The organism is Kitasatospora sp. Ki12 (assembly GCF_054601375.1).
The window spans coordinates 2,600,100-2,616,273 of the sequence record NZ_BAAIHT010000001.1 but is presented as its reverse complement, the minus strand read 5'-3'; the positions used below and the strand labels follow the sequence as shown (position 1 = coordinate 2,616,273).

11 protein-coding genes are annotated in these 16,174 nt (G+C 69.2%); all 11 read right to left on the bottom strand.

What is annotated here, in order from left to right; translation table 11 throughout:
- Positions 1-186: 186 nt before the first annotated feature.
- A complete protein-coding gene (locus ACYP53_RS11480) occupies positions 187-4,080 on the bottom strand; it encodes a DNA-directed RNA polymerase subunit beta' (protein ID WP_189916038.1) in 3,894 nt (1,297 codons plus the stop codon).
- Positions 4,081-4,180: 100 nt separating this feature from the next.
- Positions 4,181-7,657, bottom strand: a complete 3,477-nt coding sequence (gene rpoB, locus ACYP53_RS11475; protein WP_189916037.1) for a DNA-directed RNA polymerase subunit beta — start codon at positions 7,655-7,657, stop codon at positions 4,181-4,183.
- A gap of 694 nt (positions 7,658-8,351) precedes the next feature.
- Positions 8,352-8,735, bottom strand: coding sequence for a 50S ribosomal protein L7/L12 (gene rplL / locus ACYP53_RS11470; protein ID WP_189916036.1), 384 nt, complete (start codon positions 8,733-8,735; stop codon positions 8,352-8,354).
- A gap of 88 nt (positions 8,736-8,823) precedes the next feature.
- On the bottom strand, positions 8,824-9,387 hold the full coding sequence (gene rplJ, locus ACYP53_RS11465; RefSeq protein ID WP_045693068.1) for a 50S ribosomal protein L10: 564 nt from the start codon (positions 9,385-9,387) through the stop codon (positions 8,824-8,826).
- A gap of 361 nt (positions 9,388-9,748) precedes the next feature.
- On the bottom strand, positions 9,749-10,627 hold the full coding sequence (locus tag ACYP53_RS11460) for a hypothetical protein (RefSeq protein WP_459647331.1): 879 nt from the start codon (positions 10,625-10,627) through the stop codon (positions 9,749-9,751).
- Positions 10,628-10,820: 193 nt separating this feature from the next.
- Positions 10,821-11,765, bottom strand: coding sequence for a LolA-like protein (locus tag ACYP53_RS11455; RefSeq protein ID WP_189916034.1), 945 nt, complete (start codon positions 11,763-11,765; stop codon positions 10,821-10,823).
- A 100-nt stretch (positions 11,766-11,865) separates the two neighbouring features.
- Positions 11,866-12,708: a hypothetical protein gene (locus tag ACYP53_RS11450; protein ID WP_459647330.1), complete on the bottom strand. Its 843-nt coding sequence runs from the start codon at positions 12,706-12,708 to the stop codon at positions 11,866-11,868.
- Between the two features lie 125 nt (positions 12,709-12,833).
- A complete protein-coding gene (locus ACYP53_RS11445) occupies positions 12,834-13,616 on the bottom strand; it encodes a hypothetical protein (RefSeq protein ID WP_459647329.1) in 783 nt (260 codons plus the stop codon).
- 166 nt (positions 13,617-13,782) lie between these two features.
- Positions 13,783-14,505 (bottom strand): 50S ribosomal protein L1, encoded by a 723-nt coding sequence (gene rplA, locus ACYP53_RS11440; RefSeq protein WP_189916031.1) that lies wholly within the window; start codon positions 14,503-14,505, stop codon positions 13,783-13,785.
- A gap of 78 nt (positions 14,506-14,583) precedes the next feature.
- Complete coding sequence (gene rplK, locus ACYP53_RS11435; protein WP_030055774.1) at positions 14,584-15,018, bottom strand: 50S ribosomal protein L11; 435 nt, start codon at positions 15,016-15,018, stop codon at positions 14,584-14,586.
- Between the two features lie 165 nt (positions 15,019-15,183).
- A complete protein-coding gene (gene nusG / locus ACYP53_RS11430) occupies positions 15,184-16,092 on the bottom strand; it encodes a transcription termination/antitermination protein NusG (RefSeq protein WP_189916030.1) in 909 nt (302 codons plus the stop codon).
- Positions 16,093-16,174: the final 82 nt, after the last annotated feature.

Sequence of the window (16,174 nt, the reverse complement as noted above, 5' to 3'; positions counted from 1 at the left end):
CCTCCCCCGCCCCGGCGCCTCCCCGCCTCCCTCCCCGGAGCGGTTCCGGCCCCTCCCCCGTACGGGTGAGCCACCCGGACGCCCGCCCCCGGGAACGCCTCCAGGAACACCCTGGAACGCCCCCGGGAACGCCGCAGGGCGGCCACCCCGTGAAGGGTGACCGCCCTGCGATCAGTGAAGCGAGACTCAGCCGGTGTACGGGCCGTAGTCGTAGTCGTCCAGCGGGACCGCCTGGCCGGAGCCGGCGCCGAAGGGCGACAGGTCGTAGTCGTCGTAGCCGACGGCCGAGTACATCGCGGCCTTGGCCTCCTCGGTCGGCTCGACCCGGATGTTGCGGTAGCGGGGCAGACCCGTACCGGCCGGGATGAGCTTACCGAGGATGACGTTCTCCTTGAGGCCCAGCAGCGGGTCCGACTTGGCGTGGATCGCCGCGTCGGTGAGGACCCGGGTCGTCTCCTGGAAGGAGGCGGCCGACAGCCAGGACTCGGTGGCCAGCGAGGCCTTGGTGATACCCATCAGCTGCGGACGACCGGAGGCGGGGTGACCGCCCTCGGCGACCACACGACGGTTCTCGGTCTCGAAGCGGCCGCGCTCGACGAGCTCGCCCGGGAGCAGCTCGGCGTCGCCCGACTCGATGATCGTCACGCGGCGGAGCATCTGCCGGATGATGATCTCGATGTGCTTGTCGTGGATCGACACACCCTGCGAGTTGTAGACCTTCTGGACCTCGGCGACCAGGTGGACCTGGACGGCACGCTGGCCCATGATGCGCAGGACGTCGTGCGGGTTGGTGGCACCCATGGTCAGCTTCTGGCCGACCTCGACCGCCTCGCCCTCGCTGACCAGCAGCTTCACACGCTTCGAGACCGGGTAGGCGATCTCGTCGGTGCCGTCGTCCGGGGTGATGACGATCTTGCGGGTCTTCTCGGTGTCCTCGATCCGCGCCCGGCCGGTGGCCTCCGAGATCGGGGCCACACCCTTGGGGGTACGGGCCTCGAAGAGCTCGACGACACGCGGCAGACCCTGGGTGATGTCGTCACCGGCCACACCACCGGTGTGGAAGGTACGCATCGTCAGCTGGGTGCCGGGCTCACCGATGGACTGGGCGGCGATGATGCCGACCGCCTCACCGATGTCGACCAGCTTGCCGGTGGCCAGCGAGCGCCCGTAGCACATGGCGCAGGTGCCGACGGCCGACTCACAGGTCAGGATCGAGCGGGTCTTGACCTCGCCGATGCCGTGGCGGATCAGCTCGTCGATCAGCACGTCACCGAGGTCGGTGTTGGCGGTGGCCAGCAGCTTGCCGTCGACGGTGATGTCCTCGGCGAGCATGCGGGCGTACACGCTGGTCTCGACGTCGTCGGCCTTGCGCAGCACGCCGTCGGCGCCCACGGAACCGATCGACAGCTTCAGGCCGCGCTCGGTGCCGCAGTCCTCCTCGCGAATGATGACGTCCTGGGAGACGTCGACCAGACGACGGGTGAGGTAGCCGGAGTCGGCGGTACGGAGGGCGGTGTCGGCCAGACCCTTACGGGCACCGTGGGTGGAGATGAAGTACTCCAGCACGGTGAGACCCTCACGGAACGACGCCTTGATGGGTCGCGGGATGGTCTCGTTCTTGGCGTTCGACACCAGACCACGCATACCGGCGATCTGGCGCATCTGCATCATGTTTCCGCGAGCGCCCGAGTCGACCATCATGAAGATGGGGTTCGTCTTCGGGAAGTTCACGTTCATGGCCTCGGCGACCTCGTTGGTCGCCTGGGTCCAGATGCCGATGAGCTCCTGCTTGCGCTCGTCGTTGGTGATCAGGCCGCGCTCGTACTGGCGCTGGACCTTCTCCGCCTTCGCCTCGTAGCCCTCGAGGATCTGGGGCTTGTTCGGCGGGACGACGACGTCGGAGATCGAGACGGTGACACCCGAGCGGGTCGACCAGTGGAAGCCGGCCGCCTTCAGGTTGTCCAGGGTCGCCGCGACGACGACCTTGGGGTAGCGCTCCGCCAGGTCGTTGACGATCGCGGAGAGCTGCTTCTTGCCCACCTCGTAGTCGACGAACGGGTAGTCCTCGGGCAGCAGCTCGTTGAAGAGCGCGCGGCCCAGGGTGGTGGTCAGGCGGAACGGCTCGCCCTCGTACCAGGCCTGCTGGCCGTCCTCGTCGATCGGGACGGCCCAGCCGCGCGGCGGGACGGTGCCGGCCGGGAGGCGCAGCTCGATCGGGGCCTGGACGTCCAGCTCGCGGGCGTCGAAGGCCATGACCGCCTCGGCGGTGGAGGAGAAGGAGCGGCCACCGCCCTTGACCTCCTCGCGGTCCGAGGTGAGGAAGAACAGACCGAGCACCATGTCCTGGGTCGGCATGGTGACGGGGCGACCGTCGGCCGGCTTCAGGATGTTGTTCGAGGACAGCATCAGGATGCGGGCCTCGGCCTGCGCCTCCGCGGAGAGCGGCAGGTGGACGGCCATCTGGTCACCGTCGAAGTCCGCGTTGAACGCGGTGCAGACGAGCGGGTGGATCTGGATGGCCTTGCCCTCGACCAGCTGCGGCTCGAAGGCCTGGATGCCGAGGCGGTGCAGGGTGGGCGCACGGTTCAGCAGGACCGGGTGCTCGGCGATGACCTCTTCGAGCACGTCCCACACGACCGGACGGGCACGCTCGACCATGCGCTTGGCCGACTTGATGTTCTGCGCGTGGTTCAGGTCGACCAGGCGCTTCATCACGAACGGCTTGAAGAGCTCCAGCGCCATGGCCTTCGGCAGACCGCACTGGTGCAGCTTGAGCTGCGGGCCGACGACGATGACCGAACGGGCCGAGTAGTCGACTCGCTTGCCGAGCAGGTTCTGACGGAAACGACCCTGCTTGCCCTTCAGCATGTCGCTGAGGGACTTCAGCGGGCGGTTGCCCGGGCCGGTGACCGGACGGCCGCGGCGGCCGTTGTCGAACAGCGCGTCGACGGCCTCCTGGAGCATGCGCTTCTCGTTGTTCACGATGATCTCGGGGGCACCGAGGTCGAGGAGGCGCTTCAGGCGGTTGTTGCGGTTGATCACGCGGCGGTACAGGTCGTTCAGGTCGGAGGTCGCGAAGCGGCCACCGTCCAGCTGCACCATCGGACGCAGGTCCGGCGGGATGACCGGGACGCAGTCCAGCACCATGCCGTTGGGCTTGTTGGTGGTCTGCAGGAACGCGGAGACGACCTTGAGGCGCTTCAGCGCACGGGTCTTCTTCTGGCCCTTGCCGGTGCGGATGATCTCGCGCAGGCGCTCGGACTCCTCCGCCAGGTCGAAGTTCTCGAGGCGGTCCTTGAGGGCCGCCGCGCCCATCGAGCCGGAGAAGTAGGTGCCGAAGCGGTCGCGCAGCTCGCGGTAGAGCAGCTCGTCGCCCTCGAGGTCCTGGACCTTGAGGTTCTTGAAGCGGGCCCACACCTCGTCGAGGCGGTCGAGCTCGCGCTGCGCGCGGTCGCGCAGCTGCTTCATCTCGCGCTCGGCACCCTCGCGCACCTTGCGGCGCACGTCGGCCTTGGCGCCCTCGGCCTCCAGCTCGGCCAGGTCGGTCTCGGCCTTCTTGGCGCGGCCTTCGAGGTCGGAGTCGCGGCGGTTCTCGATCTGCTGGCGCTCGACCGAGACGTGCGCCTCCAGGGACGGCAGGTCGCGCTGGCGGCGCTCGTCGTCGACCCAGGTGATCATGTAGGCGGCGAAGTAGATGACCTTCTCGAGGTCCTTCGGCGCCAGGTCCAGCAGGTAGCCCAGGCGGGACGGGACACCCTTGAAGTACCAGATGTGGGTGACCGGGGCGGCCAGCTCGATGTGGCCCATCCGCTCGCGGCGCACCTTGGCGCGGGTCACCTCGACGCCGCAGCGCTCACAGATGATGCCCTTGAAGCGGACGCGCTTGTACTTGCCGCAGTAGCACTCCCAGTCCCGGGTGGGGCCGAAGATCTTCTCGCAGAAGAGCCCGTCCTTTTCCGGCTTCAGGGTGCGGTAGTTGATGGTCTCCGGCTTCTTGACCTCGCCGTGCGACCACTGGCGGATGTCGTCGGCGGTGGCCAGGCCGATGCGGAGCTCGTCGAAGAAGTTGACGTCAAGCACTGGTCGTCAAGCCCTCTTTCGTAAGTCGAGAGTCGTTCATGTGGTCTGAGGGGGGCCTGGGGGCGGGCCGGCCGCGGTCGTGCGGCCGGCCCGGCCTCCGTCAGACCTCTTCGACGCTGCTGGGCTCGCGCCGGGACAGGTCGATGCCGAGCTCCTCGGCCGCGCGGAACACGTCCTCGTCGGAGTCCCGCATCTCGATGGACTGGCCGTCCGAGGACAGCACCTCCACGTTGAGGCAGAGCGACTGCATTTCCTTGATGAGCACCTTGAAGGACTCGGGAATGCCGGGCTCGGGGATGTTCTCGCCCTTGACGATGGCCTCGTAGACCTTCACACGGCCGAGGACGTCGTCGGACTTGATGGTGAGGAGCTCCTGCAGGGCGTAGGCCGCGCCGTACGCCTCGAGGGCCCACACCTCCATCTCACCGAAGCGCTGACCACCGAACTGCGCCTTACCACCGAGCGGCTGCTGGGTGATCATCGAGTACGGACCGGTCGAACGGGCGTGGAGCTTGTCGTCGACCAGGTGGTGCAGCTTGAGGATGTACATGTAGCCGACCGAGACCGGCATCGGGAACGGCTCGCCGGAGCGGCCGTCGAACAGCCGGGCCTTGCCGGTGGAGTTCACCAGGCGCTCACCGTCACGGGTGAGGGTGGTGTTGTCCAGCAGGCCGGTGATCTCGTCCTCGCGGGCGCCGTCGAAGACCGGGGTGGCGAGGTTGGTGCCACCGTCGACCTGGTCGGCGCCGATCGCCTGCAGGCGCTGGGCCCACTCGTCGGCGAGGCCGGAGACGTCCCAGCCCTGCTTGGCGAGCCACCCGAGGTGGATCTCCAGGACCTGTCCCGGGTTCATTCGGGACGGGACACCCAGCGGGTTGAGGATGATGTCGACCGGGGTGCCGTCCTCGAGGAACGGCATGTCCTCGACCGGGAGGATCTTGGAGATGACACCCTTGTTGCCGTGACGGCCGGCCAGCTTGTCACCGTTGGTGATCTTGCGCTTCTGGGCCACGTAGACGCGGACCAGCTGGTTCACGCCCGGGGGCAGCTCGTCGCCCTCTTCGCGGTCGAAGACGCGGACGCCGATGACCTTGCCGGACTCACCGTGCGGCACCTTCAGCGAGGTGTCGCGGACCTCACGGGCCTTCTCACCGAAGATCGCGCGGAGCAGGCGCTCCTCCGGGGTCAGCTCGGTCTCGCCCTTGGGCGTGACCTTGCCGACCAGGATGTCGCCGGTGACGACGTCGGCGCCGATGCGGATGATGCCGCGCTCGTCGAGGTCGGCGAGGACCTCCTCGGAGACGTTCGGGATGTCCCGGGTGATCTCCTCGGGGCCGAGCTTGGTGTCACGGGCGTCGACCTCGTGCTCCTCGATGTGGATCGAGGAGAGGACGTCGTCCTGCACGAGGCGCTGCGACAGGATGATCGCGTCCTCGTAGTTGTGACCCTCCCAGGACATGAACGCCACGAGGAGGTTCTTGCCGAGGGCCATCTCGCCCTCGTCGGTGCACGGGCCGTCGGCCAGCACCTGGTTGACCTCGACGCGGGCGCCCTCGTCCACGAGCACCTTCTGGTTGAAGGCGGTGCCCTGGTTGGAGCGGGTGAACTTGGCGGCGCGGTACGTGGTGTACGTGCCGTCGTCGTTCGCCACGGTGACGTAGTCGGCCGAGACCTCCTGGACGACACCGGCCTTCTCGGCGGTGATGACGTCGGCGGCGTCGACGGCGCAGCGGTACTCCATGCCGGTACCGACCAGCGGGGCCTCGCTCTTCAGCAGCGGCACCGCCTGGCGCATCATGTTCGAGCCCATGAGCGCGCGGTTGGCGTCGTCGTGCTCGAGGAACGGGATCATGGCGGTCGCGACCGACACCATCTGGCGCGGCGAGACGTCCATGTAGTCGATCTCGGAGCCCGGGATGTAGTCGATCTCGCCACCACGGCGGCGGACCAGGACGCGCGGCTCGGCGAAGTGCAGGTCCGCGGTCAGCGGCGCGTTCGCCTGGGCGATGACGTAGCGGTCCTCCTCGTCGGCGGTCAGGTAGTCGACCTGCTCGGTGACCACACCGTCGACGACCTTGCGGTACGGCGTCTCGATGAAGCCGAACGCGTTGACCCGGCCGTACGAGGCCAGCGACCCGATCAGACCGATGTTCGGGCCTTCGGGGGTCTCGATCGGACACATGCGGCCGTAGTGCGAGGGGTGCACGTCACGGACCTCGAAGCCGGCGCGCTCACGGGAGAGACCGCCGGGGCCGAGCGCGGACAGACGACGCTTGTGGGTCAGGCCCGACAGCGGGTTCGTCTGGTCCATGAACTGCGACAGCTGGCTGGTGCCGAAGAACTCCTTGATGGAGGCGACGACCGGCCGGATGTTGATCAGGGTCTGCGGCGTGATCGCCTCGACGTCCTGGGTGGTCATGCGCTCGCGCACGACGCGCTCCATACGGGCGAGACCCGTACGGACCTGGTTCTGGATGAGCTCGCCGACGTTGCGGAGGCGACGGTTGCCGAAGTGGTCGATGTCGTCGACCTCGACCACGATGTCGCGGCCCTCGCCGTCACGCCACTCGGTCTCGCCGGCGTGCAGCTTCACCAGGTACTTGATCGCACCGATGATGTCGGGCTCGGTGAGCACGCCGGAGTCCAGGGACTCGGCGTTGCCCAGCTTGCGGTTGACCTTGTAACGGCCGACCTTGGCGAGGTCGTAGCGCTTCGGGTTGAAGTACAGGTTCTCCAGAAGCGTCTGCGCGGCCTCGCGCGTGGGCGGCTCGCCCGGACGCAGCTTGCGGTAGATGTCCAGCAGCGCGTCGTCCTGGCCCTGGGTGTGGTCCTTCTCCAGGGTGTTGCGCATGGACTCGTACTCGCCGAACTCCTCGAGAATCATCTCGTTGGTCCAGCCGAGGGCCTTCAGCAGCACGGTGACGGACTGCTTGCGCTTGCGGTCGATGCGGACGCCGACCATGTCGCGCTTGTCGATCTCCATCTCCAGCCAGGCACCACGCGAGGGGATGACCTTGCAGGAGTAGATGTCCTTGTCGGACACCTTGTCCAGGGTGGAGTCGAAGTACACACCCGGGGAGCGGACGAGCTGCGACACGACGACACGCTCGGTGCCGTTGATCACGAACGTGCCCTTGTGGGTCATGAGCGGGAAGTCGCCCATGAAGACCGTCTGAGACTTGATCTCACCGGTCTCGTTGTTGGTGAACTCGGCCGTGACGAAGAGCGGGGCCGCGTACGTGAAGTCGCGGTCCTTGCACTCGTCAATCGAGTTCTTCGGCGGCTCGAAACGGTGGTCGCGGAAGGTCAGGGACATCGACCCGCTGAAGTCCTCGATCGGCGAGATCTCCTCGAAGATCTCCTCCAGACCGGACTTGGTGGGGACATCCTGACCAGACTCCAGCGCCTGCTCGACCCGGGACTTCCAGGCCGCGTTGCCGAGCAGCCAGTCAAAGCTCTCGGTCTGCAGGGCCAGGAGGTTCGGGACCTCGAGGGGCTCCTTGATCTTCGCGAACGAGACGCGGAGCGGGGCGGTGGATGCGGCGGAATTGTTCGAGGCGTTGCGCGGCGCGGCCAAGAGGGGGGTCCTTCCGAGGGCTCGGAGCTCACTACGCGCGTACCGGCCGGGCCTTCTTGGGCTTGGTCCCGCCTCCTCGCAACTGGCCTCCGCCGGGGTTGAAACCCCAGGTCAGAGCCGCTTTGCGGAGGCGATGCCAGACCCCTTCAGGGCAACGCAAACTCCGGGCGACGAGTCACGGAGCAGCTAACAGGCAGCGCAAAGGGACAGTGTAGCCAAAGGCCACACTGCTGTCCAGCTCTGATTCGGAGACCGAATCGGAGACTCCTCCCGGTAGCCGGCGGGCGCGGACGCCCACCGGGTACTGCTCTAACTCACGTGGAGTCATTTCCCGCCGGAGCCACTGGTTATGCATCCAGCAGCGGACCAACCGGGCGGACTCGCGCCTTGAGAATCGCGCGCCGCGCCGGGTTCGTCAAGGGCCCGCCGACGGGGCGGACCTCGCCCCGTTCATCGCTGCCGACCCGCCCCGCGTTACAGAAGCCGTGGTGGGGACCACCCCGGCGACGGTGATCACCATACCCCTCGCCACCGACGGTGCCGAGTGGGCGATCGGCCACTCCGGTGGCTCTCACCGGCTCGAACGGGTGAAACGGCCTGTGGCCGCACCGCCGCCGGAAACGCGAAAAGGCCGGGCCGACCACCCGCAAGGGTGATCGGCCCGGCCGCACGCCCCCTCAGAGGGGGCGCAAGATCACTTGACGGTGACCTTGGCGCCGGCGCCCTCGAGGGCAGCCTTGGCCTTCTCGGCAACGTCCTTGGCAACCTTCTCCAGGACCTTGGCACCAGCGGTGTCAACGAGGTCCTTGGCCTCCTTCAGGCCGAGGGAGGTCAGGGTGCGCACCTCCTTGATGACCTGGATCTTCTTGTCGCCCGCACCGTCGAGGATGACGTCGAACTCGTCCTGCTCCTCAACGGCCTCGGCGGCCGGGCCGGCCGCACCGGCGGCGGCGACGGCGACCGGCGCAGCGGCGGTGACGTCGAACTTCTCCTCGAAGGCCTTCACGAAGGCGGCGAGCTCGATGAGGGTGAGCTCCTCGAACTGCGCGAGCAGCTCGTCCTGGGTCAGCTTCGCCATGATGGCGTCCTTCCACTAAATCGGCAGGTGGTGCCGGATGTACGGGTTGGGCGGGCACGGGCCCGCAGCGAGGCGTGAGCCTGCCGAATTACTCGGCGGCGGCGTCCTCGGCGGCGGGAGCCGGCGTACCGGCACCGCCCTGCTCGACCTTGTCGCGCAGCGCGTCCACAGTGCGGACGAGCTTCGACGGCAGGGCCTGGAAGAGCGCGGCAGCCTGGGACTGCTTGGCCTTCAGGGCACCCGCCAGCTTGGCGAGCAGCACCTCGCGGGACTCGAGGTCCGCGAGCTTCTTGATCTCATCGGCGGACAGCGCCTTACCGTCAAGGACACCGCCCTTGATGATGAGAGCGGGGTTCTCCTTGGCGAAGTCACGCAGAGCCTTCGCCGACTCCACCGGGTCACCGGTGACGAAGGCGACAGCCGTCGGACCGTTGAACAGGTCGTCGAGCTCCGTGATCCCGACCTCATTGGCCGCGATCTTGGTCAGCGTGTTCTTCACCACGGCGTACTCGGCGTTGTCGCCGAGCGAGCGACGCAGGGTCTTGACCTGCTTCACCGAGAGACCGCGGTACTCGGTCAGCAGGGCCGCGGACGAGCCACGGAACTTGTCCGTGATCTCGGCGACGGCAGCAGCCTTGTCGGGCCTGGCCATAGGCTTACGCCTCCTTCCGTGATGTAGAAGTCCGGCCGACCACGAAAGTCGACCAATTCCGCCTCGGACCGCTCGGAGGGAAGGAAAGCTCCTGCGAAAATGCAATGAGCCCCGGTGCGCAGGCGCACGGGGCTCGTGACGACCTCGACGGGCGGCCGCGCGGACGCGGTACCCGGAGGTCGAAGCTCCAGACACACCTACGCGGGCTGCCTGCGACGAAGCGCAGATCCTTCGGCCACCGACTCCCTGACGGGCGCGGCGACAACCAGCGGTCTTTGGCTTCCGCCACATTAGCCGGAGCCGTTCGCAAGGTGCAAATCGCCCTCGGACGGAGCAACCCCGGGCGGGGGGCCGGCCGGGCTCAGCGGGCCAGCGGGGAGACCGTCCGGACACCGGTGTCCACGGTGTCCGCCTCGGCCGGCGCCTGTGCCGAGAGCAGGGCCCCGGCGAGGTCGCTGTAGAGCACCGAGTCGTCCGCCCGGCCGCTGTCCCCACTGCCGGTGCGCTGGAGCCGGACCAGCTGGTCCTTGTCGTTGAGCCAGAGGTCCAGGGTGAGCGAGAGCGAGCCGCCGGGCGCGAGCGCGGCCCGCAGGCCGTCCCGGCGGGCCTGGGTCAGCTGGGTCTGGGCGGCCGCGTACTTCTCGGCGGTGGTGGTGACCCGGTAGTGCTCGACGGTGGAGTCCTCGTACTTCTCCTCGCCGACGAAGGCGGGGTCCGCCCCGTCGGCGGTGGCCGCGGCGAGCGCCTCGACCGGGTTCAGCAGGTCGATCAGCCCCGCGTACGGGATCTCCTTGTGGCCGTCCGGGTCCGGCGGGACGGTGAAGCGCTCCCAGTGCCGGCCGCCCTGCCGGGCCGCGGTGGCGGCGTCGCCGCCCTGGTAGGCGACGGTGTCCACGACGATCAGCTGCTCGGCGTCGGCCGGGGCGACGCGCTTGATCTGCAGCGCCGTCTTGGGCTGCCAGAAGAGCGGGCCGGAGCCGGCCTCCGCGCCGAGGCGGTAGCTGACCTTGGCCCGGCGGGCGGTCTGCATGGCCAGCTGGGCGGAGAGCAGCACCCCGTGCGGGGAGCGGTCGGTCGGCTTGGCCGGCCCGGTCGGGGTGGCGGCGGTCGGCGAGGCGGTGCTCGGGGTGGGGCTGCCGGACGGTGTGGCGGGTGCGTCCGCTCCCCCGCCGCAGCCGCTGAGCCCGCTCGCCAGCAGGGCGACGACGGCCACTGCCGCCAACCGCTGCCGTCCCGCCACGTCCGTTCCCTTCCTCGCCCGGCCCCCGTCCGACGGCCGCCCTTCTGTCGCCACCATGCCACCCGTCACCCGTCGGCCCGGTGGCGGCCCCCTCGTCGGGCCGCGCGGGCCCCCGCGGATCCACCGGTCGGCCGAGCCGGACAGCGGAACGGGGGCCGACCTCGTCGGCCCCCGCCCCGCGCCGCTCGGCCGGTCAGCCGGTGGCGCCCTTGTCGAGTGCCGCCAGCTCGGACAGCTCCACCGTGTCGGACGGGTCCGGCGCGGTCGTGGTGACCGGGGTGCCGTAGTCCGAGTAGGTGACGGTGGCCTTCATCGCCCCGACCTTGGTGTCGGCCTGCTCGGTGCGCTTGACCACCAGCTTGTCGGAGTCGACCCAGACGTCGATCGTCTCGCTGGTGATGCCGGCCGTGGTCAGGTTCTCCTTGACCTGGTCCAGCTGCTCCTGGCTCAGGCCGGTGCCGGTGGCGCCGGCGATGTCGTCCGCGCTGAGCTCACCGGTGTAGTGCGTGGCCGGCTTGCCGTTGACCGTCTCCTGGCCGACCTCGGTCACCTTGCCGGTGGCGATCAGCGTCCGGACGCCCTGCACCGGGTCCGCGCTCTTGAGCTGGTCGGTCGAGCCGCCGGAGGCCTTGGCCATGTCGGCCTTGCTGTAGTGCAGCCAGTGCCGACCGCCGAGGGCCTGGACGGCGTCGCCGCCCAGCCGCATGTACATCGAGTCCTTGGTGTAGCGGTACGGCGCGCTCGTGCCCCCGGTGACCGGCGCCAGGACCTTGCCCAGCGGGGAGTCGGACAGGTCCATGGTGATGTTGCCCTGGAGGCCGTCGGCCCAGGACACCGCGCCCTTGCCCTTCATGGTGATCTGGCCGATCGCGATCACCTCGTCGATCTTCGCCGACTTCGCGGCGCCGGTCTTCTGGGTGACCTGCTCCAGGAAGGACGCCGGGCTCACCTTGGTCGGCGTCGAGGCCGCCGACGAGGTGGCGGACGACGGCGCGGCACTGGTCGGCGCGGCCGCGGCGGTGGTCGGCGCGGCCGGGGCGGCGTTCTTGCCGTCCCCGCCGCTGTCGTTGCAGGCGGTCGCGGTCAGCGCCACGGCGGCGAGGACGACGGCGACGGCGGTCTTGCGGGTTCCAGCCATGATTCCCCCCTTGAGGACCCCCGGGCGCGAGGTGCGCCCGGGGTGGTAGCCGGTCGGTGCGGTGGAGCCGCGCGGGCTCCGGTCCACGGGCCCGGCCGGATCAGCCGAGCAGTTTGAGCAGGTCGGCCTCGCTGCCGAGGTCGGTGGCGGCGGGCGCCGCGATCGGGGCGGCCTTGCCGAGGTCCGAGTACTTGACCGTGACGGCGTCCTTCGCGCCGTTCGTGTCGCCGTACTCCTGGTACTGGACGAGCTCCTGCTTGCCGTTCAGCCAGAAGTCGAAGGTGAGGGTCTTGCCGTCCTGCTCCAGCGTCTTCTGCACGGCCTTGCGCTGGTTCTCGGGGAGCGCCGACATCCCGGCGACCAGGGCGGAGGTGTCCTCGACCGCCCGCAGGTGGGTGGTCTTGGCACCGCCCAGGTCCTCGTCGCCGACCTTGGACAGCTTGCCGCTCTGGGCCGCGACGGTCAGCATGACCACCGGGTTCAGCATCTGGCCCACCACCCGGAAGCCGTCGCCGGCCTCGTTGCCGGAGGGCAGCTTGACCCAGTGCTTGCCGCCCAGGGCCGGGGCCGCCTCGTCGCCGCCGCCGAGGTAGGCGTCCGCGCCGACCACCCGGATCTTGAGCTTCTTGCCGGCCATGTCGCCGGTCAGGTCCACGGAGGGCTTGCCCGGGTCCTTCCAGTCCGCGTCGCCGGTGCCGCCGCCCTTGCTGTCGTCCGGGGCGACCATGCTGACCTTGCCGTTGCCGGCCTTCTGCATGACCAGCGCGGAGGCGGCCAGCGCCGCCTTCGGGTCCCCGGTCAGCGCCGCCGCGATCGGGGCGCCGCCCTTGGCGTCATTGCCGGCCTTGGCGTCGTTGCCGCCCTTGCTGCTGCTGCAGGCGGTGACCGCACCGAGCAGGACGGCCGTCGTGACGACGGCCGAGGCGAGGCGCACAACGCGCATGGAGTCCCCCCGTGAAGATCCGTTTCGACCCATGGAAGAGCCGATTTTCAGCTCTTCTCAGGTCTTTCCCAGCGGACTCTAACGGATCGTCGGAGCCGCCACGCACCGGTTTGTCGGGCCTCCCGTCAGCCTCCGTCGGAGGGGGTCGGATCCCCCGTCCCGATGGAGGGGACATCCGTTGTGGTCACCGTGGTTCCGGCACTCCCCCGGACCGTCTCGCGGAGTCTCAGCAAGCGCTCGCCGGGCCCGACCCAGACGTCGAAACCGATCGCCGTCACCCCGTGCTGCCGGTACCAGTCCACCGTGGCGGACCTCCGCTGCGGGCTCAACTCCTGGTCCGTACCGAAGAATTCGTCCACGGACGCGGTGCCCTGGTAGTGCGCGACGGTCGTCCCGGCCAGTTGCTCGCCGCCGAGCGAGCCGAGCGGGACCTTCTGCGCGATCGCGTACGCCCGGTTGCCCGGGGTGCTGATCAGCGCGGTCGTCCAGCCGCCCGCGTAGCCGTCCGGACCGGCGGCGGCCCCCGCGTCCAGCGACTCGGCGGTGGACCGGTCGGCGTGCTTGGCCGCGCCGCCCTGGTACGCGAGGTCGATCTCGCCGTCCTTCAGCGCCAGTCGCCCGGTGCCCGCCTCGTCGGTGACGGCCAGCTCGCCCTCGTCCCGGGCGCCCCAGACCAGCGTGCCGCTCGCGGTGCGCCGGCCCCCGGGCCCCTCCCGCACCACCTCGATCCGGGCGCCGCCCGCGTCGTCCATCGCCTGGGCGGCCGCCAGCACCACCTGCTTGGGCGGTATCGGCGCGGGATTGCCGGGGGTGCGGGTGTCCGGGGCGGCCAGCAGGCTGCAACCGGTGCCGGTGCCGAGCACCAGCAGGGCCACCGCCAGGGCGGCGGCGCGGGGGGCGGGCGGCACGGCACACTCCGGCGGTCACGGGGTCTCCACACGATCTGACCGGCAGAGCGTACGACGACTCGGTCATCCGTTCCCATCCGCGCTGGTCGCGGGAACGACGACGGGCCCGCACCCCCGGTGAAGGGGGTGCGGGCCCGTCGTACGGACAGCTCTAGAGCACTGGGGCTCAGACCGCGGCCGGGTCCTCCTCGGTGAGGAGGTTGCGGGTGCGGTTCGGGTCCACCTGGATGCCGGGGCCCATGGTGGTCGAGAACGCGGTCTTCTTGATGTAGCGGCCCTTGGCGGCGGACGGCTTGGCGCGGAGCACCTCGTCCAGCGCGGCGGCGTAGTTCTCGACCAGCTGCTCGTCGGTGAAGGAGGCCTTACCGATGATGAAGTGCAGGTTCGAGTGCTTGTCGACGCGGAACTCGATCTTGCCGCCCTTGATCTCGTTCACGGCCTTGGCCGTGTCCGGGGTCACGGTGCCGGTCTTCGGGTTCGGCATCAGACCACGGGGACCGAGCACGCGGCCCAGGCGGCCGACCTTGCCCATGAGGTCCGGGGTGGCGACGACGGCGTCGAAGTCGAGGCGGCCCTTGGCGACCTCGTCGATGAGCTCGTCCGAACCGACGATGTCGGCGCCCGCAGCACGCGCGGCCTCGGCACGCTCGCCGGTCGCGAAGACCAGGACCCGAGCGGTCTTACCGGTGCCGTGCGGGAGGATCACGGTGCTGCGGACCATCTGGTCGGCCTTGCGCGGGTCGACGCCCAGACGCATGGCGACCTCGACGGTGCCGTCGAACTTGGTGGTGCTGGTCGCCTTGGCGAGGCGGACGGCCTCGAGGGGGGCGTAAAGGCGCTCGCGGTCGACCTTGGCGTCCGCGGCCTTCAGAGCCTTGCTGCGCTTCACTGCTGCTCCTGAATGGTGATTGGAGTTGTGGTAGTCAACGGGCCTGCGCAGGCCCTACCACAGGGGACGAGAAGGTGATCAGCCCTCGACGGTGATGCCCATCGACCGGGCGGTGCCGGCGATGATCTTCTCCGCCGCGTCCAGGTCGTTGGCGTTCAGGTCGGGCATCTTGGTGGTGGCGATGTCGCGGACCTGGGCGCTGGTGAGCTTGGCGACCTTGGTCTTGTGCGGCTCGCTGGAGCCCTTCTCGATACCGGCGGCCTTCAGGATGAGGCGCGCGGCCGGCGGCGTCTTCGTGATGAAGGTGAAGGAACGGTCGTCGTAGACCGTGATCTCCACCGGCACGATCATGCCGCGCTGCGACTCGGTCGCAGCGTTGTAGGCCTTGCAGAACTCCATGATGTTGACGCCGTGCTGGCCCAGCGCGGGGCCGACCGGCGGCGCCGGGTTGGCCGCACCGGCGTTGATCTGGAGCTTGATAAGCCCCGTGATCTTCTTCTTCTTGGGAGGCATGTCTCTCCGGGTCCTTCCGAGAGGTGATTGCTGGTGCGTGCGGAACCGGGGCGACACCCAGCCGCCAGCACACACATCGAACCAGGCTAACGCGTCAGCGCCGCTGGATCAAAACGGATCCGGGGCAGGGCCCTCGGCCCCACCCCGGATCCGAAGACCGTATGACTAGTTCTTCTGGATCTGGTCGAAGGAGAGCTCGACCGGGGTCTCCCGGCCGAAGATCTCGACCAGGCCCTTGACCTTCTTCGAGTCGGGGTTGATCTCGTTGATGGTCGCCTGCAGGGTCGCGAACGGACCGTCGGTGACGGTGACCGAGTCGCCGACCTCGAAGTCCAGCACCTGGATCTCGCTCGGCTTGACCGGCGAGGGCTTGCCGGCCTCCTTGGCCGCCTGGCGCTCGACGTCGGGGGCGAGCATCTTGACGACCTCGTCCAGGGTCAGCGGGTACGGGTCGTAGGCGTTGCCGACGAAGCCGGTGACACCCGGGGTGTTGCGCACGACGCCCCAGGACTCCGGGGTGAGGTCCATGCGCACCAGGACGTAGCCGGGGAGCTTGTTCTGGCGGATGGTCTTGCGGTCGCCGTTCTTGATCTGGACGACCTCCTCCTGCGGCACCTCGGCCTGGAAGATGTACTCCTCGACGTTCAGCGAGACGGCGCGCTGCTCCAGGTTCTGCTTCACCCGGTTCTCGTAGCCGGCGTAGGTGTGGATCACGTACCACTCGCCCGGCATGAAGCGCAGGTCCTCGCGGAACTTGGCGACCGGGTCGACCTCGACGGCCTCCTCGGCCTCGGCCTCGTCCTCGTCGACGGTCTCGTCCGCGGCCTCGGTCTCGTCCTCGTCGGCGGCCTCGTCGTCGCTCTCCACGTGCAGCGCGGCCTCCTCGGCCGGCTCGCCGGCCTCGGCCTCGTCGTACGCCTCGACCTCGTCCTCGTCGCTGTCCGCGGCGTCGACGATCTGCTCGGCGTCCTCCGTCAGCTCGACGTCGTCAGCCAGCTCGGCCGCGTCCAGCTCGGCGGCGACATCCGCCTCACGGACGGTCTCGTCGGCGTCGTACAGGGGGGACTCAGACACGGTGGCTGCTTCTTTCCTGGAGATGGTGAAGGTGGCGCGCTCCGAAACCGGACCCGGCACGCTGCCGCTCGCGCGGGCGCCT

Excerpts from the sequence above, each read along its gene's own strand:
- ACYP53_RS11450 (WP_459647330.1), bottom strand. The coding sequence starts at position 12,708 with ATGCGCGTTGTGCGCCTCGCCTCGGCCGTCGTCACGACGGCCGTCCTG.
- rplJ (WP_045693068.1), bottom strand. The coding sequence starts at position 9,387 with ATGGCCAGGCCCGACAAGGCTGCTGCCGTCGCCGAGATCACGGACAAG.
- rplL (WP_189916036.1), bottom strand. The coding sequence starts at position 8,735 with ATGGCGAAGCTGACCCAGGACGAGCTGCTCGCGCAGTTCGAGGAGCTC.
- ACYP53_RS11455 (WP_189916034.1), bottom strand. The coding sequence starts at position 11,765 with ATGGCTGGAACCCGCAAGACCGCCGTCGCCGTCGTCCTCGCCGCCGTG.
- rplK (WP_030055774.1), bottom strand. The coding sequence starts at position 15,018 with ATGCCTCCCAAGAAGAAGAAGATCACGGGGCTTATCAAGCTCCAGATC.